Annotated in this window: 21 protein-coding genes; 4 read left to right on the forward strand and 17 right to left on the reverse strand. The window is 41.1% G+C overall.

Annotation, left to right across the window (positions count from 1 at the left end; genetic code table 11):
• Positions 1–2: 2 nt before the first annotated feature.
• The 3 genes from HMPREF3216_RS01880 to HMPREF3216_RS01890 all read left to right on the forward strand — a co-directional run bounded on the left by HMPREF3216_RS01880 (position 3) and on the right by HMPREF3216_RS01890 (position 3,784).
• Positions 3–2,585 (forward strand): DEAD/DEAH box helicase, encoded by a 2,583-nt coding sequence (locus tag HMPREF3216_RS01880; RefSeq protein WP_230953848.1) that lies wholly within the window; start codon positions 3–5, stop codon positions 2,583–2,585.
• Between the two features lie 74 nt (positions 2,586–2,659).
• Positions 2,660–3,007 carry an RNA polymerase-binding protein RbpA gene (locus tag HMPREF3216_RS01885; RefSeq protein WP_060786687.1) on the forward strand — a complete coding sequence of 116 codons (348 nt, stop codon included), beginning with the start codon at positions 2,660–2,662 and terminating at the stop codon, positions 3,005–3,007.
• Between the two features lie 63 nt (positions 3,008–3,070).
• On the forward strand, positions 3,071–3,784 hold the full coding sequence (locus tag HMPREF3216_RS01890; RefSeq protein ID WP_060786688.1) for an HAD hydrolase-like protein: 714 nt from the start codon (positions 3,071–3,073) through the stop codon (positions 3,782–3,784).
• Between the two features lie 109 nt (positions 3,785–3,893).
• Here the strand turns inward: HMPREF3216_RS01890 and HMPREF3216_RS01895 are convergent, their stop codons facing one another.
• The 17 genes from HMPREF3216_RS01895 to hisS all read right to left on the reverse strand — a co-directional run bounded on the left by HMPREF3216_RS01895 (position 3,894) and on the right by hisS (position 19,343).
• Positions 3,894–4,442, reverse strand: coding sequence for a MerR family transcriptional regulator (locus tag HMPREF3216_RS01895; protein WP_060786689.1), 549 nt, complete (start codon positions 4,440–4,442; stop codon positions 3,894–3,896).
• Positions 4,443–4,470: 28 nt separating this feature from the next.
• Complete coding sequence (locus tag HMPREF3216_RS01900; RefSeq protein WP_060786690.1) at positions 4,471–4,911, reverse strand: FHA domain-containing protein; 441 nt, start codon at positions 4,909–4,911, stop codon at positions 4,471–4,473.
• 18 nt (positions 4,912–4,929) lie between these two features.
• Entirely contained in the window at positions 4,930–5,811 is an 882-nt protein-coding gene (locus HMPREF3216_RS01905; RefSeq protein WP_081090908.1) for a DUF881 domain-containing protein, read from the reverse strand.
• Between the two features lies 1 nt (position 5,812).
• The gene (locus tag HMPREF3216_RS01910) at positions 5,813–6,145 is read right to left on the reverse strand and encodes a small basic family protein (RefSeq protein WP_060786691.1); all 333 of its coding nucleotides are present in this window, start codon (positions 6,143–6,145) and stop codon (positions 5,813–5,815) included.
• A gap of 19 nt (positions 6,146–6,164) precedes the next feature.
• Positions 6,165–7,196 carry a DUF881 domain-containing protein gene (locus HMPREF3216_RS01915; RefSeq protein WP_060786692.1) on the reverse strand — a complete coding sequence of 344 codons (1,032 nt, stop codon included), beginning with the start codon at positions 7,194–7,196 and terminating at the stop codon, positions 6,165–6,167.
• A 42-nt stretch (positions 7,197–7,238) separates the two neighbouring features.
• Positions 7,239–7,841: a CDP-alcohol phosphatidyltransferase family protein gene (locus HMPREF3216_RS01920; protein WP_060786693.1), complete on the reverse strand. Its 603-nt coding sequence runs from the start codon at positions 7,839–7,841 to the stop codon at positions 7,239–7,241.
• A 106-nt stretch (positions 7,842–7,947) separates the two neighbouring features.
• Positions 7,948–8,613 (reverse strand): ribulose-phosphate 3-epimerase, encoded by a 666-nt coding sequence (gene rpe / locus HMPREF3216_RS01925; protein ID WP_060786694.1) that lies wholly within the window; start codon positions 8,611–8,613, stop codon positions 7,948–7,950.
• 41 nt (positions 8,614–8,654) lie between these two features.
• Entirely contained in the window at positions 8,655–9,614 is a 960-nt protein-coding gene (lgt, locus tag HMPREF3216_RS01930) for a prolipoprotein diacylglyceryl transferase (protein ID WP_060786695.1), read from the reverse strand.
• Positions 9,615–9,707: 93 nt separating this feature from the next.
• Positions 9,708–10,649: a phosphatidate cytidylyltransferase gene (locus HMPREF3216_RS01935; protein ID WP_060786696.1), complete on the reverse strand. Its 942-nt coding sequence runs from the start codon at positions 10,647–10,649 to the stop codon at positions 9,708–9,710.
• Positions 10,650–10,653: 4 nt separating this feature from the next.
• A complete protein-coding gene (gene frr, locus HMPREF3216_RS01940; protein WP_060786697.1) occupies positions 10,654–11,208 on the reverse strand; it encodes a ribosome recycling factor in 555 nt (184 codons plus the stop codon).
• 109 nt (positions 11,209–11,317) lie between these two features.
• Entirely contained in the window at positions 11,318–12,067 is a 750-nt protein-coding gene (gene pyrH, locus HMPREF3216_RS01945; RefSeq protein ID WP_060786698.1) for a UMP kinase, read from the reverse strand.
• A 277-nt stretch (positions 12,068–12,344) separates the two neighbouring features.
• Positions 12,345–13,448 (reverse strand): amino acid ABC transporter permease, encoded by a 1,104-nt coding sequence (locus HMPREF3216_RS01950; protein WP_060786699.1) that lies wholly within the window; start codon positions 13,446–13,448, stop codon positions 12,345–12,347.
• 5 nt (positions 13,449–13,453) lie between these two features.
• Positions 13,454–14,131: an amino acid ABC transporter permease gene (locus tag HMPREF3216_RS01955; protein WP_060786700.1), complete on the reverse strand. Its 678-nt coding sequence runs from the start codon at positions 14,129–14,131 to the stop codon at positions 13,454–13,456.
• Position 14,132: 1 nt separating this feature from the next.
• Entirely contained in the window at positions 14,133–15,005 is an 873-nt protein-coding gene (locus HMPREF3216_RS01960) for a glutamate ABC transporter substrate-binding protein (protein WP_060786701.1), read from the reverse strand.
• Positions 15,006–15,048: 43 nt separating this feature from the next.
• The gene (locus HMPREF3216_RS01965; protein WP_060786702.1) at positions 15,049–15,819 is read right to left on the reverse strand and encodes an amino acid ABC transporter ATP-binding protein; all 771 of its coding nucleotides are present in this window, start codon (positions 15,817–15,819) and stop codon (positions 15,049–15,051) included.
• A 202-nt stretch (positions 15,820–16,021) separates the two neighbouring features.
• Complete coding sequence (aspS, locus tag HMPREF3216_RS01970) at positions 16,022–17,818, reverse strand: aspartate--tRNA ligase (RefSeq protein ID WP_060786703.1); 1,797 nt, start codon at positions 17,816–17,818, stop codon at positions 16,022–16,024.
• 124 nt (positions 17,819–17,942) lie between these two features.
• Positions 17,943–19,343 (reverse strand): histidine--tRNA ligase, encoded by a 1,401-nt coding sequence (gene hisS / locus HMPREF3216_RS01975; protein WP_060786704.1) that lies wholly within the window; start codon positions 19,341–19,343, stop codon positions 17,943–17,945.
• Between the two features lie 96 nt (positions 19,344–19,439).
• Here hisS and HMPREF3216_RS01980 point away from each other — a divergent pair, with 96 nt between their 5' ends.
• Complete coding sequence (locus HMPREF3216_RS01980; protein WP_060786705.1) at positions 19,440–20,807, forward strand: DUF349 domain-containing protein; 1,368 nt, start codon at positions 19,440–19,442, stop codon at positions 20,805–20,807.
• The last annotated feature ends 66 nt before the right edge of the window (positions 20,808–20,873 follow it).

Genomic DNA, 20,873 nt, shown 5'->3' on the forward strand with positions numbered 1-20,873 from the left:
TTATGACCACACTCCCTTTATCTCCCGCGCAACGATTTAGTGCGTTTCGCAAGACTTTGCAACATTCTAAGTCGATGGCAGCTAAATTTGAAAGTTCTTTAAGTTTTGACTTAGATGATTTTCAGGTTGAAGCTATTGATGCTCTCGAAAATGGCGATAATGTTCTTGTTGCAGCTCCTACAGGCGCTGGTAAAACTGTAGTAGCAGATTTTGCTGTTTTTTTGGGCGTTAATCGTGGTGTTAAAACGTTTTATACAACTCCAATCAAGGCTCTTAGCAACCAAAAATATCACGATTTTTGCGAAGTTTATGGATCTAATAGAGTTGGTCTTTTAACTGGAGATACATCTGTTAACAGCGAAGCAGATATTGTTGTTATGACAACAGAAGTCTTACGCAATATGCTTTATGAGCGTTCAATAACGCTTAATTCACTTGGATTTGTTGTTTTAGACGAAGTGCACTATTTAGCAGATAAATTCCGAGGCGCAGTTTGGGAAGAAGTTATTATTCATCTTCCACAAAACGTTAAAATTATTGGCCTTTCGGCTACGGTTTCTAATGTTGAAGATTTTAGTGCATGGATTTCTTCTGTTCGCGGAAATACGCATTTGATTGTTGATGAGCATAGACCTGTTCCTCTTGAACGCCATGTTATTATTCAAAAAGATGCTAGAACAGAGCCAGAGCTTATTAATCTTTACGATACAGACAAAAATGGCAATGTAACGAATCGCGTGAATCTTGCTTTAACTAGAAAATTAAGCCAGTGGGAAAACACTGCTTTACGCAAAAAATCTTCGTATTTAAGTAAAGACAAACGATTTTCTAAAAGTAGATTCTCTAGAAGAAAATCGCGCGAGCATTCTAGCGATTTGCCAAAAAACTCCAAGTCTTCTCTAGCTGTTCGCCACACTCCTAAAAGGTGGGCTGTTATTGACGAGCTTGATTATCTTAATATGCTTCCTGGGATTTACTTTATTTTCTCCCGTTCGGGCTGCGATCAGGCTGTTCAGCAATGTTTAAACGCTGGATTAGCTCTTACAAGTGACGAAGAAATGTACGAGATTCGTAGAATAGTCGATTCAATGATCTCGCAAAATAAGCTTTCTAAAAGTGACTTAAAAGCGCTTAGATTTGAACGCTTTAGATATGCTCTAGAACAAGGATTTGCAGCTCACCACGCAGGTATGATTGCAATTTTTAGGCATATTGTTGAGACTCTTTTTGAACGCGGACTTATTAAGATTATTTTTGCTACAGAAACTCTTGCTTTGGGCTTAAATATGCCTGCTCGAAGTGTTGTTGTAGAAAAGCTAGTTAAGTATGACGGCACAGGTCATGTTCCTCTTACTCCTGGCGAGTTTACTCAGCTTACTGGCAGAGCTGGAAGGCGTGGAATTGACGATATTGGCCATGCGGTTTTAATAGATAATCCTGATTTTGACCCAGCCAAAGCGGCTTCTCTTTCTAGTAAACGAGTTTATCCTCTTCACTCTAGCTTTGTTCCAACCTTTAACATGGCTGTTAATCTTCTTAATAACAGCGATGCTAAAACAGCTCGCATAACGCTTAGTAGTTCTTTTGCTCAGTGGGAAGCAAATGCTTCTGCAACGCGCCTTTTAAGCCGTATTAAAGAGCTGCAAGAGGCGATTAGTGGCTATGAGCAGGCTTTTAAATGCTCTAGTGGCGATTTTGCTGAATTTATGACGCTTAGAATGCGCCTTAAAGACGCTCAGCACGACCAGCGTAGAAAACTTAAGCACATGCTGTTTGCTAGCGATTTAGAGCGTTCTAATGCCTTTAAAGAGCTAGATAACACTATTGCTAGCTTGCGCAGCCAAGAAAGAAATCATCCTTGCGCAAATTGTCCAGATATTCAAAGTCACTTGCACTGGGGCTATTATTGGGCAATGGAAACAAAGGAGCTAAATCAAGTTAAAGAACGTTATAGCTCTAGAACTGGCTCTGTTGCAAGATGTTTTGACCGTATTTGCAACGTTCTCTGCAGCTTGGACTACTTAAAAGAAGCCGATAATACGTTTATTTTAACCAATAAAGGCCAGCTTCTTAGACGACTTTATAACGAACTCGATGTTGTTTTTGCGCAAGCCATTTGCGAAGGCATTTTTAATAATTTAACGCCTATTGAACTTTTGAGTTGCGTATCGTCTTTGGTCTATGAATCTAGAGGACCTGTGGGGTCTGAGCCAAGAAGATATCCTGGGGGATTGAACGGCGCTGTATTTAACACCGTTTCTAAAATGAAGGAATTGTTTATGCGCATAAGTTATATGTGTATAAACAATCATCTTGACGCATTGCGTCCGCTTGATTTTGGTGCTGTAGATCTTATCTACGATTGGGCGCAAGGAGCGGATTTGCTGGATATTTTGCAAAATACAGATATTACTGGCGGCGATTTTGTTCGTTTTGCTAAAAGACTTATAGACTTGCTTAATCAGCTTGCTGTTCTTGGTGATTATCTAAAGATTTTGCCTAATGTAGATGATTCTTTAGCTCATAATGCGTATGAGGCAGTTCAGATAATTAATCGTGGGGTAGTAGCCTATTGCGATGTTTAGTCTTTTGCACGTTTAGTCTTTATAGTCCGTGCAATTCGCTAGCTTTATAATGGAAACTAAAAGGAGAATATAATATGGCAGAACGCAGTTTACGAGGTATGAGCATTGGTGCTAAGTCGCTAGAATCCGACGATAATGTTGATTTTGCGGCTCGTAACGATGTTACCTATGTTTGCCCTAAAGGGCATAGGACTATTCTCCCGTTTGCTCAAGGTGCGGAAATTCCAGAAGAATGGGAATGCCGTTGCGGTGCATTAGCGCATAAAGAGGGCGATGCAGATAGGCCAGACGACGATTTTAATAAGCCTACTCGCACTCATTGGGATATGCTTTTAGAGCGTAGAAGCGAAGATGAGCTTAAGGCTTTACTGGATAAGCGTTTAAAGATGCATCACGAAGGTTGGATTCCTGATTACGAGTAATCTAATCTTTAGTTAGTTTTGCGTGATTTAATTAAATTCTTAAATCATTTTTAGGGAAACGCCATGAAAGTTGTTTTGCTTGATTTAGATGGCACTTTAACTCAATCGCATGCTGGAATTATTGCATGTGCTAAAAAGGCCATGAGTGACTTGGGTATGCAAATTCCAGACGAAGAAGAGATGCTTCGTTTTGTAGGCCCGTCTATTCTTGAATCTTTTCAAAGAAATGGCATGCCAGAAGATTTGCAATCCGAAGGTGTAAAGCTATATAGAAAGTATTATTCCGAAGTTGCAACTTTTGTAGATCCGCAAAATCCAAATGGTAGTAAAATTACGGGAAGTCTTTTAAACAAGGTTTATGAAGGAATCCCAGAACAATTAAAGAAACTACGTGAATCTGGATATTATCTTGCTACGGCGTCTTGCAAGCCAGAATATCAGGTTAAGCCTATTTGTGATTATTTTGGTTTAACAGATTTGATTGATGGAATTTATGGTGCAAGTACCGACATGTCTAGGATTAAAAAAGACCAAGTTATTCGCTACGTTTTAAAAAATATTGGTTTTGACTATTCGCTAGATAAGGCTTTAATGGTTGGTGACCGTTGGACAGATGTTGACGGCGCTTTAGCATGCTATATTGATTGTCTTGGTTGCGCTTGGGGTTATGCAGAGCCTGGTGAGCTTAAAAAGCATGGCGCTTATAGAATAATCGATAATGTTTGTGATTTAAGCAGTGCCGTAGACGAGTATTTTGAAGATACTTGCAATAGATAATATAAATAATATAGATAATATTTACCCGATAATGTACGTTATGTCAGATTAGGTATAAAACACACAAATCAAAAATCCTTGGCTACACGCACTACTTCGACTACTTTACCTATTTAAATGTGCTAATTGAAAAGATTCTAATCGAAGATTCTTTAGTTAAATCAGCTCGTACCTGCTTAACAATACATCCAACCGCAATTGCAAAAACCGCTGAACCGCCTTCAAGCATGTTAAACATGTCTTCTTGATTATTGTTGCATTCCATAACAGATTGACCGTTACAAATTATAGTCATATTTTCCAGATGACTAATGCTATAACAATTTAAAAAGACTATAGCGGTTGTAACGTTTGTAAGATTCACGCCAGCGTCCAAAAGACGCTTAGCTACCGCCATAATGGAAATGTCTTTAAAGGAATACAAACGCCTAGAGCCAGATCCATGAGAAGGATTAATCGAAGGCTCAATAATGTTCTTTCTAGCCCAATAATCAAGCTGCCTGTAGGTTATACCAGCAATCTTCATTGCAACGCTTCCACGGTATCCTACAGACTCCTCTCCATCGCTAGAAAAAGCAAACAACTCCCCTTGCACTGGCCGATTATTTTGAGGCGAATCAACCAGCGCATTCTTTTTAGAAGAGTTTTTTAACACCATTATTGTTTATTGATTGTTTATTGTTCGCTTATCGTTTACTAACAGCGCCTTGTGTAAAGAACATTAAGCGGTACTTGCCAATCATAATCTCATCGCCATTATTAAGAATTGCTTCATCAACTCGATTGCGATTAACATAAGTTCCGTTTAGGCTACCAGCATCTGCAATGCTAAAAACGTTCCCATTCCTTCTAAATACCGCATGCGCTCTAGAAACTGTAGAATCGTCAAGCATAATGTCTGCTCTAGAATCACGCCCAACCGACACAACATCCTCATCTAACAAATATCGAGACCCCGAAACTGCTCCACGCGTAGAAATAAGCAATGCAGTACCAGGAAGCAGCTTAGATATTGTATCTAAATCGTCCTTTTTTAGTGGACGATCTGCACTAGAGTTTACAGGAATAGTTATTGCTGGCATGCCAATAATGGTTGTTTCTCCAGCTGTAGGAATAGGTTCAGTCATAATTGCTATTCTACCTTCTTATTCGACTGGTTTTGCATATTGATATTGTTTTGGTTCGCGTGTTGAACGAATCTCAACCTCTTCAGGCGTTGAAACATATACGGAAGCGCCGAATTTAACCTTTAATCTAGATCCAACTCCACCAGCAATATTTACGGCGTTTTGCAAATTCTGAGCGTCACCAATTGCCTTAACAATATAAGGCGGATTAATATCAATCCCATCGCAAAGTAATCCATGCTTAGTGTCGGAAATATAAGTGGAGGTAACAATACGAATGTCGTTAATAGACATAACCTCCACTCCAGCGTTGCGAAGCTCCTCTATAAGCTGGAACATTGTTGCAGCATCTACGCGTTCCTTTTCTCCAGCGGTAATATGAATAATCACACCTTTTCCAACAGCTGGCAAACGCCCAGAAATCAAGCCATTTGTTTGTGAATTTTGCTTAGCAATTCTAGCAGCCTCTTCTTGTTTATTAACGGATGCTTTTAACGAATTAAGCTGACTTGTTAATTCAAACTTTCGCTGCTCAAGATTTTGGATTTGAGAATTAGTTTCCGTAATTAAACGAGTAAGCTCATCTTCGCTCATAGTTTGATAAACTAGAGTGCTTCGATTTACTTGAATCATATAAGCAAAACTAAGTAGTGCACAAAGAAGCATAACAAGCAAGCCTGTTAGAATGCGCGTTCGAGTAACATGACCTTGCAAAGAAGGCTTATTCTTTCGTTTAACAATTGGGAAAGAACCTGTTTGAGTGCGGTCGCTTTCTCGATCCCTAGCATGCTGGCGATGCAATTTTTTAACAATATTATCTACATTCTTATCAATGTTTTTATTGTTTAATAAATCATCGTCCATATTGTTTTTTGAAGTATTTGCAAATGGATGTTTCATATTATCCCCTGAATATAAAACGACGAATTGCAGAAACGTTAGAGAAGATTCGTATTCCCAGAACAACAATAACAGCAGTCTGCAGCTGAGCACCAACTCCAAGCTGGTTACCAAGCAAAACTAAGAGCGTTGCAGCAATAACATTCGAGAAGAACGAAATAACAAACACTTTATCGGAGAAGCTGCGCTCAAAATAAGCTCGAGCAGCGCCAAGAAGTGCATCTAGTGCAGCAAGCACCATGATTGGCAAATATGGTTGAATAATCACTGGAATATCAGGATGCACCACAATGCCAATAAGCGCTCCTAGAATCAAACCGAGAATAGCTGTCATAACCTATTTCCTATCTTTCCTATCTTCTACTCGATAATTCTTTTGCAAAATTGACTTCTCCCGTACCTGCTGCAGACAATTTTAAGTTGTTAGCAGACGAAATCTGCGGATTAATACCAGCATTGCTAAGAGACGTAAACCACGAGGAACGTCTTTGAGAATTTAGCTTTTCTATAAGACTTGAACTGTCCCCTATTGCCTCAATTGTATACGGACTTTGAGTTTGATTAACGCCAACAAGAATTGTTGATCCTGCAGTACGAATTGATGTTTGCGAGCCAATTCTGTAACCGTTAACCGATATTGCTTCTGCTCCAGCATCCCACAGAATTGAAACAAAAATCTGAATATCTCGGTCGCTAACAACCTTAATTCTAGCTCCTTTAGACATTTCTCTAGGAATAGAGCCATTTGAAACATCATTGCTAGCGGAAATAGGATTTGCAATAGTTAAAACAACACCAGGCCCATATACAGCGTGAGTGCCGTTAGTCATGTTATCGGATTTATCTACCTGATTTTCGTACGGAGTGTTAATTCTTTTAGACTCTCGATCTACGTTAGCTCGAAGCTTTGCTACTTCTTTAACAAGACTGTCAAACCTGTTTGCATGAGCAGTAAGCTCATTTGCAAGCGATACGCGTATAGCTTTACGAGAATCTGCATGTAGTTTACGCACAAATTGGCTTCCAACAGTGCCAACAGCAATACAAATAATAAAAACAATTATTCTTGTAATCCAAATGCTAAGCTTGCTAACATTTTGTTTGTTTAGCCTAGAATCCATAAAAAGCGGATCAACTGGCCTATTGCTTAAATCATCGATTAGTCTAAGAGAATAATCCTCAAGCCGCCTACGCCTATCTCTATGCGATGAAAAAGTGTCTGACGAATTAGTTACATGATGAGTGCCAAGCGAAAACACAGATTTTGAAAATACAGCTCTGCGTTTTGAAAACAGAACAACTGTTGGCGCAGGAAAAGACTTTGGAATAGTGCCATTGGAGGCAGAATCCCCATTTTGTTTTAGATTAGAAGTCTTTTGCACCATTATAAATCCGTTTTATTTAACCGCTTCTCAATAATTATAAGCTTATTTGCTCTTTTTTATTAGTAGCTTATACGCTTGTATGCAATATAATATTCCAGCAAACCAATAAAGCGTTATTCCCCAAATTGCGCATGCAATTGCCGCAGCATACAATATGAACATTGGCTCTGTTGCAATAGCGTAAACAATCATAAACAGTACAATAGTTACCATTAACAGTGCTGTTCCAGTTTTGCCCATAAAGTTTACAGGCAAAGGACCATAATCATATTGCGCAAGAATCACAATTAAAATGGCCATTATTACGTCGCGCAAAACAACTAAGCCCAAAGCCCACCACGGAATAATCTTTGCAAATGCTAAGGCTAATGTGCTGCAAACAATAAGAAGCCTATCTGCAATAGGATCCAAAATTTGCCCTAATTTGCTAACTTGATTAAAAGTTCTAGCAATATAACCGTCGGCACAATCCGAAAACGCAGATATTGCAAGAACAATTAGCGCAAGCCACATTTTGTTTTGTGCAATTAAAATAGCAAGATACGGTATTGAGCATATTCTTAAAAAGCTAATAACATTTGGCACGGTAAGAACACGATTAAGTGCTTCAGGGCTGTATTCTTTGCTAGAAACGAATTTAACCATACCAAATTCCCTTAAAAATCTTACTAAAATCTAAAGCTTTATGCGTTGGAATGTTGCCAATAATAAAACATTGGGGCATTTATATGCCCCAATAAAAACAACTTTTCTATGCGCGCCAAGCTTCTTGAGCAATATTACGAATAGAATCAATTGCTTGAGCTGGGCTACTTGCTCCGTAAACTGCAGAGCCAGCAACAAGAACATCTGCTCCAGCTTGTGCAACTGTGGCAGCAGTAGATGGGCTAACTCCACCATCAACCTGAATATGGGTGTTTAAGCCACGACGAGTAATCTCATCGCGTAAGCGGCGAACCTTATTCATTTGATTGCTTAAGAACTTTTGACCGCCAAAACCAGGCTCTACAGTCATAATAAGAACCATGTCAAACTCATCTAAAATATCGAAAATAGGTTCAACTGGTTCAGCTGGACGAACAGCAAAGCAAGCTTTGCAGCCCATGTCTCTAAGCTGACGAGCCAAGCGCACAGGAGCATGCGTTGCGCCCATGTGGAAGCTAACAGAACTTGCTCCAAGCTTTGCGTACTCTGGTGCCCAACGATCTGGATCTTCAATCATCAAATGAACATCAACTGGAAGATTTGTAACTTCGCAAATGCGCTTTACAATCGGCTCCCCCAAAGTTAGATTAGGTACAAAATGATGATCCATAACATCAACATGAACAAGATCAGCGTTGGAAATTGCTACAAGATCTCTTTCAAGATTGCAAAAATCCGCAGAAAGAATGCTAGGTGCTATTTGTATATTCATGTGTTCCATTCTAGGAAAAGCAAGCGACTAGAAAGCAAAAATTAACGATTCTGCTTAGAATCCTCTTTGGCTTCATTTCTTGCATTTACTTTTGCTTTGGATTGTAATTCGCGCTCGCGCTCGTCTGCAGTAATGTCAATTAAACGATTTACAAGATTTGTTCGCGATTTTTTACTGTTTTGCAAAATAACAAAAACAATAATCGAAGCAATAAAAATAGCAATCGATACCCAAACGTTAATTCTCACTCCAAGGAAAGTGTGTGAAAAATCAATGCGCAAAGCTTCAATCCACATTCTTCCAGCCGTGTACCACATTACGTAAAGAACGAACTGTGATCCAGACTTAAGCTTGCTTTTAAGAACTTTGCTAAAGCATATGAGTAAAGCTGCACCTGCAAAATTCCAAAGCATTTCGTACAAAAACGTTGGATGGAAGAGCGTACCTTCTGGACACGTAAGGCCATCGTAGCATCTTTCGCTATGGCCAATTGCATTGGATGCGGAATAATTAAGTTTTAATCCCCACGGAAGCGTTGTAGGAGCGCCATAAAGTTCTTGATTAAACCAATTGCCCAAGCGCCCTATACCTTGTGCAATAAGCAGAGCAGGAGCTACAGCATCGGCGAGTAGGCTTATTGGATATTTTCTGTACGCGCACAGTGCACTAGCAGCCAAGGAACCAAGTATTACTCCTCCCCAAATTCCAAGTCCACCATTCCAAATCCTAAATATTTCTAGAAAATCGCCATTTGCGCCAAAAAACTTTTCGGGAGTAGTAATAACATGATAAAGACGCGCGCCAATTATTCCAAAAGGAAGACTTACAAGAGCAAGGTCTAAAATTTGGTTAAAATCTCCGCCTTCTCGCTTCCAGCGCTTGTTAGTAATCCAAATTGCGACTAACGCTCCAGCAAGAATTGAAAGTGCATAAAATCTTAATGTAATCGGTCCAAATGTAATTTGAGAAATACTTGGACTAGGAATAGAGCAAATCGTCATATTCTTTACTTTCCTTTATTTAACCAAAACGTGACTGCTATTTTGCTAAGCATGTTCTAATAAATAATTAAGACCAAAAAGTACAGATAAAGATTAGAATCCAACCGCTTTAATTAGTGCCATTAAAACAGGCGCACACAGCAATATTGAATCTACTCTATCTAAAACACCGCCATGACCTTTAAGCAAATGACCCATGTCTTTGATTCCAATATCTCGCTTAAGCATTGAAGCGCATAAATCACCAAACGTTCCGACTATTCCAGACAAAACACCCATAACAGCAGGCATCCACCAGAATTTAATCCAGGATTGACCGTAGAAGCCGGCAACAATCGCATAAGCGCCAATCAAAGCAAAAAGCATAGACCCTACAAGGCCTTCAACTGACTTTTTTGGAGATATGCGTGGAGAAAGCTTATGTTTGCCTAGCCAAGCTCCAGAAAACAGCCCGCCAGTATCGCTTAATGCTGGCAAGAATATAAGCAACATTGCGTGTGCTATAGCTTGTTTAGAATCTGCTATAGATAAAATAATGCAAGAAGCGAGCAAAGGAATGTACAAAACCACAAACAACGAAACAGCTGTATTGGTAAAATTATTCGCCTTTGTGTTTTGAGAAGTTGGGTGTTGCAGCTTTTTTTCAACTGCGCGCAAAGTTCTTTTTGAAACAGTGCTATTTAAAGTTGCAAAAATAACAGTTAGCAACAAAGAGGCGGTTATTCCGCTTGCCATTGCAACTGCATGCCATTTTGCATAAAAAGTTGAAAAAATTGTAATAACTGAGCAAATAGACAGCACTGCAAAAGGAATTCTAAAACCTGCCGTTGCAAAATCAACATGCAATTCCCACAATGCAAGAAGCATAAAAACGGTTAGAAGAACCACAAAAGCATCTATGCTTATAAGAAGGCATGCCACAATTATTGCAATCAGAATAACTGCTGTTGCAATAGCCTGTGGCATGTTTCTGCCAGTTCTTTTGTTTATATCTGTTAAAGCTTCGTGGGTGTCGCTTGCAGCATTAGAATCCAAAGAATCAGACCTCCATAATTTCCTTCTGCTTGCCTTCCAGCAAGGTATCTAAGGAATCGGTAACCTGCTTAGTTACCTTATCTAGCTCTTTTTGCAAGCGATCGCCTTCGTCTTCGCCAATTTCGCCATCTTTTACAGACTTGTCAATGGTCTCCTTAGCTTTACGGCGAATGTTTCTAACAGCAACCTTGCCTTCTTCGGCCTTAGTCTTAGCAAGTTTTACGTATTCTTTGCGACGATCTTCTGTAAGCTCTGGCATTGTAATGCGAATAACATTGCCATCTCTATTTGGGCTAACACCTAAATCAGAATCGCGAATAGCCTTTTCTACTGCGTTTGCTTGCGATGCGTCAAAAGGAGTAACAGAAAGAGTTCTAGGCTCTGGAACACCAATGGATGCTACGGCCTTAATAGGAGTAGGAGCGCCATAGTAGTCAACCATAATGCCATTAAGAAGAGCAGGATTAGCTCGACCAGTCCTAATGCCCATAAAGTTTTCTTTTGTAGCTTCAACAGACTTGTTCATTTGTTCAAGAGCCTGATCAATAATAGCTGGCATATGTTCTCCTTTATTGGTATTAGTTTTGCCAATTAAAATTCTATTTATAAATTTTGTGTTTGTTAAATTATTACCTAATTTGCATTTTTTATTTATTATGTTTGATTAATTAAGCAAATGTAGGCTCTTCGTTGGAAACCAAAGTTCCTATTTGATCTCCCACTAATGCGCGAGTAACGTTTCCTTCTCCTTCGAGACCAAACACGCGAATCTTTTGGTTGTTATCTCGAGCCATAGAAAGCGCAGAAGCGTCCATAACTGCAAGACCATCAACAATCGCGCGATTGTAATTAAGAGTTAGGAATTTTTTAGCATTAGGGTCTTTACGAGGATCTGCGCTATAAACGCCATCAACGCCATTCTTTCCCATTAAAACTTCGTTACAATGAATCTCTAGAGAACGCTGAATAGAAACGGTATCGGTTGAGAAATAAGGCATTCCAGCACCAGCGCCAAAAATAACAACTCGGCCTTTTTCTAAATGGCGAATCGCCTTAAGTGGAATATAAGGCTCAGCCACCTGACCCATAGTAATAGCAGTTTGAACGCGAGTTGCCTGACCTGCTTGCTCAAGAAAATCTTGAAGAGCCAAGCAATTCATAACAGTTCCGAGCATTCCCATATAATCGCCGCGGCTACGGTCAATGCCTGCTTGCTGAAGTTCTGCTCCGCGGAAGAAGTTTCCGCCGCCAACAACAATTGCAACCTGTACCCCATTTTGTACAGCTTTTACAATTTCTCCAGCGATTCTACGAATAACATGAGTATCTATACCAACGGCGCCACCGCCAAATGCTTCTCCCGAGAGCTTTAACAAAACTCTACGAGACTTGCTTTCCTCCGCTTGTGCGATAGTCATAAAACTTTCCTCCAGTCATAACGGCGAACGCAAGCATATCTTTGTTATAATATCTTTCAATAACGACACAGCAAAACACGATTTTGCTAAGATTTTGTGCGATTTTTGTCTTGCAACGATTTGCAACGATTTATATACGATTTGTATACGATTTGTATACGATTTTCACATGTTTGTGTATACTAAGTCATATTTTGTTTAAAAGAATAAAAAATAGCGCAATAGGAGGAATCAACCTATTGCGCTATGGATTCATGAATTAATCTAAAAATTAAGATTAATCATGCTTTTTTATTGTTTTATCTTGGTTAGTATTTTGACTATCATCTAAATTCTCGTCACCAGTTTCTAAATGATGCTCATCGTATCCTTGCAAGTAACGAGTGCGACGCCAATGATGAATAGAAGCGTTTGTACCGCGGTGATGCACGTGGTACTTTCTAGGAGTTCCGCCATGTGGCAGCTCCTTAACTTCTTTTGCAACAGCAATCTGGTTCACGTTAGAAGGATCCATAATTGCAATTGGCGCAACAGGTTCTGGCTCAGTCGGAGCTGCAGTTCTGCTACTAAGCTTTGATGGAAGCCACTCGGCAAACCAAGAAAGCGCCCAGCAAATCAAAAAGTATACAACTGCCGCAACAGTCAAAGTTTGCAAAATGTTAAAGTACATTGATCCAAGTCGTCTAGACTCTTGAAGCAAATCAGTGTACATAATTATGGAACCTAATGCCGTATCTTTTAACACAACTACAAGCTGAGTTACAGCTGCTGGAAGCATTGCGATTATTGCTTGCGGCATTTCGATTTGAGTTAAGGACTGATATTGCGAGAGTCCAAGAGCTAAAGATGCTTCGCGCTGACCGTTAGGAAGATTTCCAACGCCAGAACGAACCAACTCTGCAACAACAGAACCGTTGTACAAAATCAAAGATAAAACAACAGCCCAATAAGAAGCTCCGCTTATTCCAGCAAATGCAAATCCTCGCCAAAGGAAAATCATAAGCAAAAGCACTGGAACAGCTCTACAAAACTCAACAACTATTGCAGATATGCTGCGAAGAATAAAGTTAGGCAACAACCTTAAAAGACCAAACAAAAGTCCAAAAAGTATTGAGCCAACAACAGCAAGAAGTGATGCTTTAAGAGTCATCCATAATCCTGGAAGATAAAAATCACTCCAGGCTTCCGATTCAACTGCAGGACTCCACAAAGCCCACGAAAGCTGATTCTCGCCTTCTGGCGGATTGCTAAGTCTTAAAAGCAAAGCCACAACAAAAAGCGCAAACACAACGCATGCAACAATATTTGCAATACGAATCTTCTTTAAAGCCTTTGGCCCAGGAGCGTCAAATAACAGAGATTTTTCTTGTTCTTTTGCCATTTTTATCACCTTCTAACCGCAAGCTTATTAGACAAATAAGTAGTGAGAATGCCGATTGGAATAATCAGCACAATGTATCCGCAAGCAAAAATCAAAAAGATTGGAACAATTAAATCTGCATGCCTCTCAATCATCTCACTCATAAGAGTAGATGTTTCGGTAGCAACAGATGCAGCTGCGGCAACAGTGGAATTTTTAAGCAAAGCAATAAAAGTGTTTCCAAGAGGAGCCACAGATCCGCAGAAAGTTTGCGGCAAAATAACATTAAAAGCCGATTGGAAGAAGTTAAGACCAAGTGCCCTACAAGCTTCCGCTTGACCCAAAGGTACTGTATTTAAACCAGATCTTAATGATTCGCAAACAAATGCAGCAGTGTAAAAACTCAAGCCAGCGATTGCAAGCCAGAAGAAGTTTACGCTAAAAATCGGCGAAAAACCAAGTTTTAGCTGAGCGTACACGCCTAGAACCATAAACACCATGATTATAGTTAGAGGCATATTCTTAAAGAACTCAACGTATGCCGTTGCAACAAATCGAAGCGAGTGTATTGGGCAAATCCTCATCATAACTAAAATCACACCAAGAACTGTGGAGAATAGAATGCTCCACAAGGTGATTTCAATATTTACCAAGAACGCTCCTGGAATATTGTATGAGGTAAATAATTGCACAAAGTCTTGCATTTTACTCCTCCCCTTCATTTGGTACTGGCGGATTATACTTTGCGTTTGGCTTAAAGCCAGTTCCGCGCATATTATCGTCTAAAGCCCTTTTCCATGAACCGTTTTTAATCATGTCTTTAAGAGCAGCATTAATTCGCTTAGCAAGCTTAGTATTGCCTTTTTTAATGCCAATACCATAGTGCTCTTCGGTAAATGGTTTGCTAACAAGCTTTAGCCTTCCGCGCGAAGCCGTAGCAAGACCAGCAAGAATAATGTCGTCTGTAGTAACAGCGTCTACAATTCCCGAGAATAATGCAGTTGCACACTCTGCGTAGCCTGGCTGCTGCATAAGTTGTACCTTTGAAGAGAACTTCTCTTTAACAACTATTGCAGATGTTGAACCAGTTACTGAGCATAAACGCTTTCCATCTAAATCATTTGGACCAGTTACCCTATGCTCATCTTTGCGAACCAATAAATCTTGACCTGCAATAAAGTATGGTCCTGCAAAAGAAACAGTGTTCTTTCTTGCGTCTGTTATGGAATACGTTGCAACAATCATATCTACGTCGCCATTTTGAAGCATTGCCTCGCGCTGTTTTGAAGGCGATTCCTTCCAAACAATTCTATCTTCGGAGTAACCAAGCTTTTTGGCAACGTACTTTGCAACATCTACATCAAAACCAACGTAGGTTCCAGACTTTTTAAAACCAAGACCAGGCTGATCAAACTTAATACCAATGCGTATTACATCGTTGCGACTATTTTGACTGCAAGCGCTAAGAGGGAGAACGCAACACAATGCGCAAATCATAGATAAAATTGCGCGATATGTATGCCTTAATCCCAGCTTGCAACGCTTACACTTAAGCGCAATATTGTGTAAATATTTCATAGCTACCTCTTAAAGATTTAAAAATCGATATTAATAATCTAAATTAATGAGTCAAAATCTTTGAAAGGAAGTCTTTTGCCCTGTCTGTCTTTGGATTTTCAAAGAACTCTTCTGGCGTATTTTGCTCAAGAATTCGGCCATCTGCCATAAACACGATTTTATCTGCTGCTTTACGAGCAAATCCCATTTCGTGCGTTACGCAAATCATGGTCATTCCCTCTTTAGCAAGCTCCACCATAACGTCTAGAACTTCGTTAACCATTTCTGGGTCTAGTGCAGATGTAGGCTCATCAAAAAGCATAACCTTTGGATGCATTGCAAGCGCGCGAGCAATTGCCACGCGCTGTTGCTGGCCGCCAGAAAGTTGAGATGGCATTTTATTTGCCTGATTATCAACGCCTACTCTAGCCAGAAGATCCATTGCTAAGCTTTCTGCTTCTTGCTGTTCCATATGGCGAACCTTAATAGGAGCAAGCGTAACGTTTTCTAGAATCGTTTTGTTTGCAAAAAGATTAAAGGACTGGAACACCATTCCAACTTCTGCACGCAATGCTGCAAGTTCTTTTCCCTCTTGAGGAAGCGGCTTGCCGTCAATGCGAATATCTCCAGAATCGATTGTTTCAAGACGATTAATCGTCCTGCACATTGTTGATTTACCAGAGCCAGAAGGCCCAATAATAACAAGCACTTCGCCTTTATTAACCGTTAAGTTAATATCTTTCAAAACGTGAAGCTTGCCATAATGTTTTTCAACATGGCTAAGTTCCACTAAAGGCTGTGCTGATTTTTTTGTATTGTTTACTTTAGTATCCATAAAAAGGATTTTAATGTTCTTGTGTTACATGCGTTTATCGTAATAGTTACTTTTAAACACCTCTAAAGTTACGAAAAACATTAAAAATGATACAAAAATGTTAATTTTACTTAAAAAAATGCCGTTAAGCCTTGATTTTGGTTTAATTAACCAAATTGCTTAACGGCATGTATGAATATTAATTCTTTTTTAACGCTTTAAACTACTCGTCTTCTTCTGGATCGTAGTCAACGCCAGTTTCAGCGCGCTGCTCAGCGGAGATTGGCGCTGGAGCACCCGTTAGAGGATCGCGACCGCCGCCAGCCTTAGGGAATGCGATTACGTCGCGAATCGAGCTTGCGCCTGCCAAAATTGCAGCAGTACGATCCCAGCCCAAAGCAATACCAGCGTGAGGTGGGGCGCCGTACTTAAAGGCCTCAAGCAAGAATCCAAACTTTTCTTCTGCTTCCGCTTTGTCGATTCCAAGAACGTCAAGCACGCGGTCTTGAATATCGTCGCGATGAATACGAACGGAGCCACCGCCCATCTCGTTACCGTTGCAAACAATGTCGTAAGAATCGCTCATTGCATGCTCTGGGTCTTTATCGAACTTGTCAATCCAATCAGCGGAAGGCATTGTAAATGGATGATGCATAGAAGTCCACTTAGAATGACCAACTGCAACATCATCATCGTCTGGATCATCTGTGCGCTTAAACAATGGGAAGTCAACAACCCAAGTAAAAGCAAACTCGTCTGGGTGAAGCAATCCTGCGCGGCTTGCAAGTTCTACGCGAACAGCACCGAGCAAAAGCTGGGAAGATTCACGGCCTCCTGCTGCAAAGAACACAGCGTCGCCATCTTGCGCTCCAACAGCTTCCTTAAGACCTGCGCGTTCTTCTTCGCTAAGATTCTTAGCAACAGGGCCTTTAAGCTCACCATCTTCACCAAAGACTACATAAGCCAATCCCTTAGCTCCGCGCTGCTTAGCCCAATCCTGCCATGCGTCAAACTGACGACGAGGCGTATCTGCACCGCCCTTAAATACCACAGCACCAACATAAGGAGCTTGGAACACGCGGAATGGAGTGTTCTTAAAGAAGTCAGTCAACTCAATAAGTGGGTTGCCAAAACGCAAATCTGGCTTATCGGAACCGTACTTATCCATGGCCTCTTGCCAAGTGATTCGAGGCAAAGGAAGAGTGATTTCGTGGCCTGCTTCCTTCCAAATAGCAGCAATAACGCGCTCTGCCATAGCCATAACATCTTCTTGGCTTGCAAAGCTCATTTCCATATCTAGCTGAGTGAACTCAGGCTGACGATCCGCGCGGAAGTCTTCATCGCGGTAGCAGCGAGCAAGCTGATAGTAGCGCTCAACACCAGAAACCATAAGCAACTGCTTTAAGAGCTGTGGAGACTGTGGGAGTGCGTACCAAGAGCCTGGAACCAAGCGTGCTGGCACAACAAAATCGCGAGCGCCTTCTGGAGTGGACTTAATAAATGTTGGTGTTTCTACCTCTGTAAAGTCCATATCTTCCAAAGCGTGACGAGCTGCCTTAGCCATATTGGAACGAAGCTTTAGATTGCGCTGCATAGATGGACGGCGCAAATCAAGGTAACGATACTTTAAACGAACGTCTTCGCTAGGTAGCTTATTTTCGGACTCGTTTTCCAAAGCTGTAGAAACCTGGAATGGAAGAGCATCGGACTTAGCGAGAATCGTTACATTATTTGCAACAATTTCGATTTTTCCAGTTGCAAGATGGTCATTTTCGTTGCCATCTGGGCGAAGGCGAACCTCTCCACTAACTTGCACAACAAATTCGCTACGCAATGGTCGCGCAACTTCTTCGTCGTAAATAACAACCTGCACTAAGCCTGTGTTGTCGCGAACGTCTACGAAGGCAACGCCGCCGTGATCACGACGACGATCAACCCAACCAGCAATGGTTACGTTTTGTCCAACTAAGGTCTCAGTCACTTCAACGGCATGGTGTGTGCGATACGCCGTCTGGCTCATAAGTCCACTTCCTCTGTTTTGAATAATTGTATTAATTTTTGTTTTGACTTTAATAGTTTACCGCATGAATCGCGCGTTCAAATATTTAAATTGCAAAAAGTAAATTGAAAAATTTAAATTGCAATTATTGAGCGCAAGAAACAGTCTGACGGGCATAAACAGTATCTGGTTGCCAAGACGTGGAGTCTGCAATCTCTTGATTGCCCGTAATTATGTTCTTTACTTCATCATGCGAAGAGCTGGAATCTGTACTATCTGCTGGGAACCAAACATAAGGAATACCCAACTTGTCTGCATACTTGATTTGCTTTCCAAGCTTTGCGGCAGTTGGAGAAACATCTGCTGCGATTCCTCTGGAGCGAAGATTTTGAGCAATTTGGTTGCATGCTGGTCTATCTTGCTCATTCCAAACTGCAACAAGCACGGCCGCAGGCGAAACGCGCGAAACCGTAGCGCCAGCCGTGTGAAGCATATAAGAAAGTAAGCGCGAAAGTCCTATAGAAAGACCTACTCCTGGATATTTTTTGTTTCCCTGAGAAACAAGATTGTCGTAGCGACCGCCAGAGCAGATTGATCCAAGGGATTCAGCACCGTCTAAGAACGTTTCGTAAACGGAGCCAGTGTAGTAATCCAAGCCACGCGCAATCTTTAAATCTGCAACAACAGAGCCTGGTCGAATTTTTGCAGCATCGTCCACAATCATCGCAAGCGTTTCTACGCCTTCGATTGCTAGAGAGTAAGAGTCATTGCTGCTTTCCATAGAAATATTGTGTTTTTCGCACAAATCGTTGAATCGAGCCTTTAACTCTTCGCCAGTATTTGCGCTAAGTTCCGCCAACTCTAGGCATGCTGCAGCTTGAGAATCTGTAGCTTTGCATTCCTTTACAAGAAGCTTTGCAACCTCTTGAGTGCCAATTTTGTCTAATTTATCGATTTCTCGAAGAACACCTTCAATATCGCTTAGGCCAATGCCCCTGTAAAAACCTTCGGAAAGCTTGCGATTATTCGCATGAACAGTGGCTTTAGGAAGACCAAATTCACGCAAACGCTCAAGAGCTTCTACCATAACAAGCGGAAGCTCTACCTCGTAGTGGGATGGCAAGTCGCCATTTCCTACAACGTCAATATCTGCTTGAACAAACTCACGGAATCTGCCTTCTTGTGGGCGCTCGCCACGCCAAACTTTTTGCATCTGCCAACGCTTGAATGGAAATGCTAAGTCGCCAGTATGTTCAACAACATATCTGCTAAGAGGAACTGTTAAATCAAAGTGCAGCCCAATGCGATTTTCAACTGGAGTGTCGCTTTCGTGACCAACTTCTTGCAGCCTAGACAAAAGATATATTTCTTTGCTAGTTTCGCCTTTTTTCAACAGGCTTGATCCCTGCTCAACAGCACGAGTTTCAATGCCTATAAAACCGTTTAATTCAAATACTTCCCTTAATGTGTCCATAACACGCTGCTCAACAGCGCGCTCACTTGGAAGCCACTCTGGAAAACCAGATATTGATGAGCCTTGTACCATGTCCACTATAATAGGTTATGTTACGGAAAAATCATGGCATACCGTCATACTTATTCGTAACACTATTACCGTGCATATGCTCTAAGGAGTCGTCCCGTGACCGAACAGACTAAACCTGTAGAAACTACTAAACAAACTACCCCAAAGCCGCATGCGCCGTCGCCTGCAAGTTTTGCAAATAAAGCTCGCGTTGTTGCTGCCGTGCCTGCTATTTCGTATAGCGAAGAAGATGTTAAAACCGCTAAAACCTTTGGGCGTGTTGATGAAAATGGAAATGTGTATGTTCGCACAGAAGAAGGCGAGCGAGAAGTAGGACAATACTCCACTGGCACTCAAGAAGACGCTTTGACTTTCTACGTTCATCGTTATCTTGACTTAAAAATTAAGCTTGATCTTTTTGAAAAAAGACTTGACTCTTCTAACGTTAGACCAAAGGAAATTGATGAGACTTTGGCTACTTTAGACGCAGAACTTAAGGAGCCATCAGTTGTTGGCGATCTTGCTGCTTTGAATGCACGACACGCCGAGCTGAAGACTAAGGCTGCTGCTAAGAAAGAAGAACTTGCTAAGGCTCGTAAAGATGAGCTTGAGAAGGCTCTTAAGGATCGTACAGTTATTGTTGAGCAGGCAGAAGCACTTGTTGCACAAATGGGCGATTCTACAAATTGGCGCTCGCTTTCCGATAAGCTCCGCTCCTTGTTCGATAAGTGGCAGCAGCATCAGCGCACAACAATTCATTTAAATAAGGCAGATGCCGATGCTCTTTGGCAGCGTTTTTCTAAGGCTCGCTCCGCATTCTCGCAGGCTCGCTCCGCTTGGGTAAAGGCACGAGATAATGAGCGAAATAGCGCTAAAGAAATTAAGGAAGAAATTATAAAAGAAGCGGAAAGCCTAAAGGAATCTACTCAATGGCGCGAAACTTCAATGAAGTTTAACGCTTTGATGGATCGTTGGAAGAAGGCTGGAAACGCTGGACGTCAGCACGACGACGAGTTGTGGGCTAAGTTCCGCGAGGCTGCAGATGCGTTCTATCATGCTCGTCAAGAAGATAGAGAAAAGATGAACGCTGGCGAAAAAGAGAATCTTAGCAAGAAGGAAGCTTTGCTCGCTAAGGCAGAAGCTCTTCTTCCTGTTAAAGATGAAGAAGCTGCTAAGAGCGCTAGGGCTGCACTTTCTGCAATTCAAGAAGAATGGGACAAAATCGGCTTTGTTCCGCGCGAAGATATGCGCAGAATTGAAGCTCGCCTAAACGATGTAGATAAAAAGATTAAGGCTGTTGAAGATGCTGCTTGGAAGGATGCAGACCCAGAAGCAGATGCACGTAAGTCTAGTTTTGCTACACAATTAAAGGCTCAGCTCGAAGAGCTTGACTCTAAGATTGCAAGCGAAAAAGATGCAAAGCGCAAGGCTAAGCTCCAGGCAGAAAAGGCCACTAAGGAACAGTGGCTTAATGCTATTAAATAATCAGCAATTTAACTGATTTAGCAATTTAACTGATTTGAGGCCGCTTGATAAAAAGTCAAGTGGCCT

The organism is Gardnerella vaginalis (assembly GCF_001546455.1).
Taxonomy (GTDB): domain Bacteria; phylum Actinomycetota; class Actinomycetes; order Actinomycetales; family Bifidobacteriaceae; genus Bifidobacterium; species Bifidobacterium vaginale_B.

Excerpts from the sequence above, each read along its gene's own strand:
- hisS (WP_060786704.1), bottom strand. The coding sequence starts at position 19,343 with ATGGTACAAGGCTCATCAATATCTGGTTTTCCAGAGTGGCTTCCAAGT.
- frr (WP_060786697.1), bottom strand. The coding sequence starts at position 11,208 with ATGCCAGCTATTATTGATCAGGCTCTTGAACAAATGAACAAGTCTGTT.
- HMPREF3216_RS01895 (WP_060786689.1), bottom strand. The coding sequence starts at position 4,442 with ATGGTGTTAAAAAACTCTTCTAAAAAGAATGCGCTGGTTGATTCGCCT.
- rpe (WP_060786694.1), bottom strand. The coding sequence starts at position 8,613 with ATGAATATACAAATAGCACCTAGCATTCTTTCTGCGGATTTTTGCAAT.
- HMPREF3216_RS01915 (WP_060786692.1), bottom strand. The coding sequence starts at position 7,196 with ATGGTGCAAAAGACTTCTAATCTAAAACAAAATGGGGATTCTGCCTCC.
- HMPREF3216_RS01920 (WP_060786693.1), bottom strand. The coding sequence starts at position 7,841 with ATGGTTAAATTCGTTTCTAGCAAAGAATACAGCCCTGAAGCACTTAAT.
- HMPREF3216_RS01880 (WP_230953848.1), top strand. The coding sequence starts at position 3 with ATGACCACACTCCCTTTATCTCCCGCGCAACGATTTAGTGCGTTTCGC.
- HMPREF3216_RS01910 (WP_060786691.1), bottom strand. The coding sequence starts at position 6,145 with ATGACAGCTATTCTCGGTTTGATTCTAGGAGCGCTTATTGGCATTGTG.
- lgt (WP_060786695.1), bottom strand. The coding sequence starts at position 9,614 with ATGACGATTTGCTCTATTCCTAGTCCAAGTATTTCTCAAATTACATTT.
- HMPREF3216_RS01900 (WP_060786690.1), bottom strand. The coding sequence starts at position 4,911 with ATGACTGAACCTATTCCTACAGCTGGAGAAACAACCATTATTGGCATG.
- HMPREF3216_RS01965 (WP_060786702.1), bottom strand. The coding sequence starts at position 15,819 with ATGGATACTAAAGTAAACAATACAAAAAAATCAGCACAGCCTTTAGTG.
- aspS (WP_060786703.1), bottom strand. The coding sequence starts at position 17,818 with ATGAGCCAGACGGCGTATCGCACACACCATGCCGTTGAAGTGACTGAG.
- HMPREF3216_RS01950 (WP_060786699.1), bottom strand. The coding sequence starts at position 13,448 with ATGGCAAAAGAACAAGAAAAATCTCTGTTATTTGACGCTCCTGGGCCA.
- HMPREF3216_RS01885 (WP_060786687.1), top strand. The coding sequence starts at position 2,660 with ATGGCAGAACGCAGTTTACGAGGTATGAGCATTGGTGCTAAGTCGCTA.
- HMPREF3216_RS01905 (WP_081090908.1), bottom strand. The coding sequence starts at position 5,811 with ATGAAACATCCATTTGCAAATACTTCAAAAAACAATATGGACGATGAT.
- HMPREF3216_RS01955 (WP_060786700.1), bottom strand. The coding sequence starts at position 14,131 with ATGCAAGACTTTGTGCAATTATTTACCTCATACAATATTCCAGGAGCG.
- HMPREF3216_RS01960 (WP_060786701.1), bottom strand. The coding sequence starts at position 15,005 with ATGAAATATTTACACAATATTGCGCTTAAGTGTAAGCGTTGCAAGCTG.
- pyrH (WP_060786698.1), bottom strand. The coding sequence starts at position 12,067 with ATGACTATCGCACAAGCGGAGGAAAGCAAGTCTCGTAGAGTTTTGTTA.
- HMPREF3216_RS01890 (WP_060786688.1), top strand. The coding sequence starts at position 3,071 with ATGAAAGTTGTTTTGCTTGATTTAGATGGCACTTTAACTCAATCGCAT.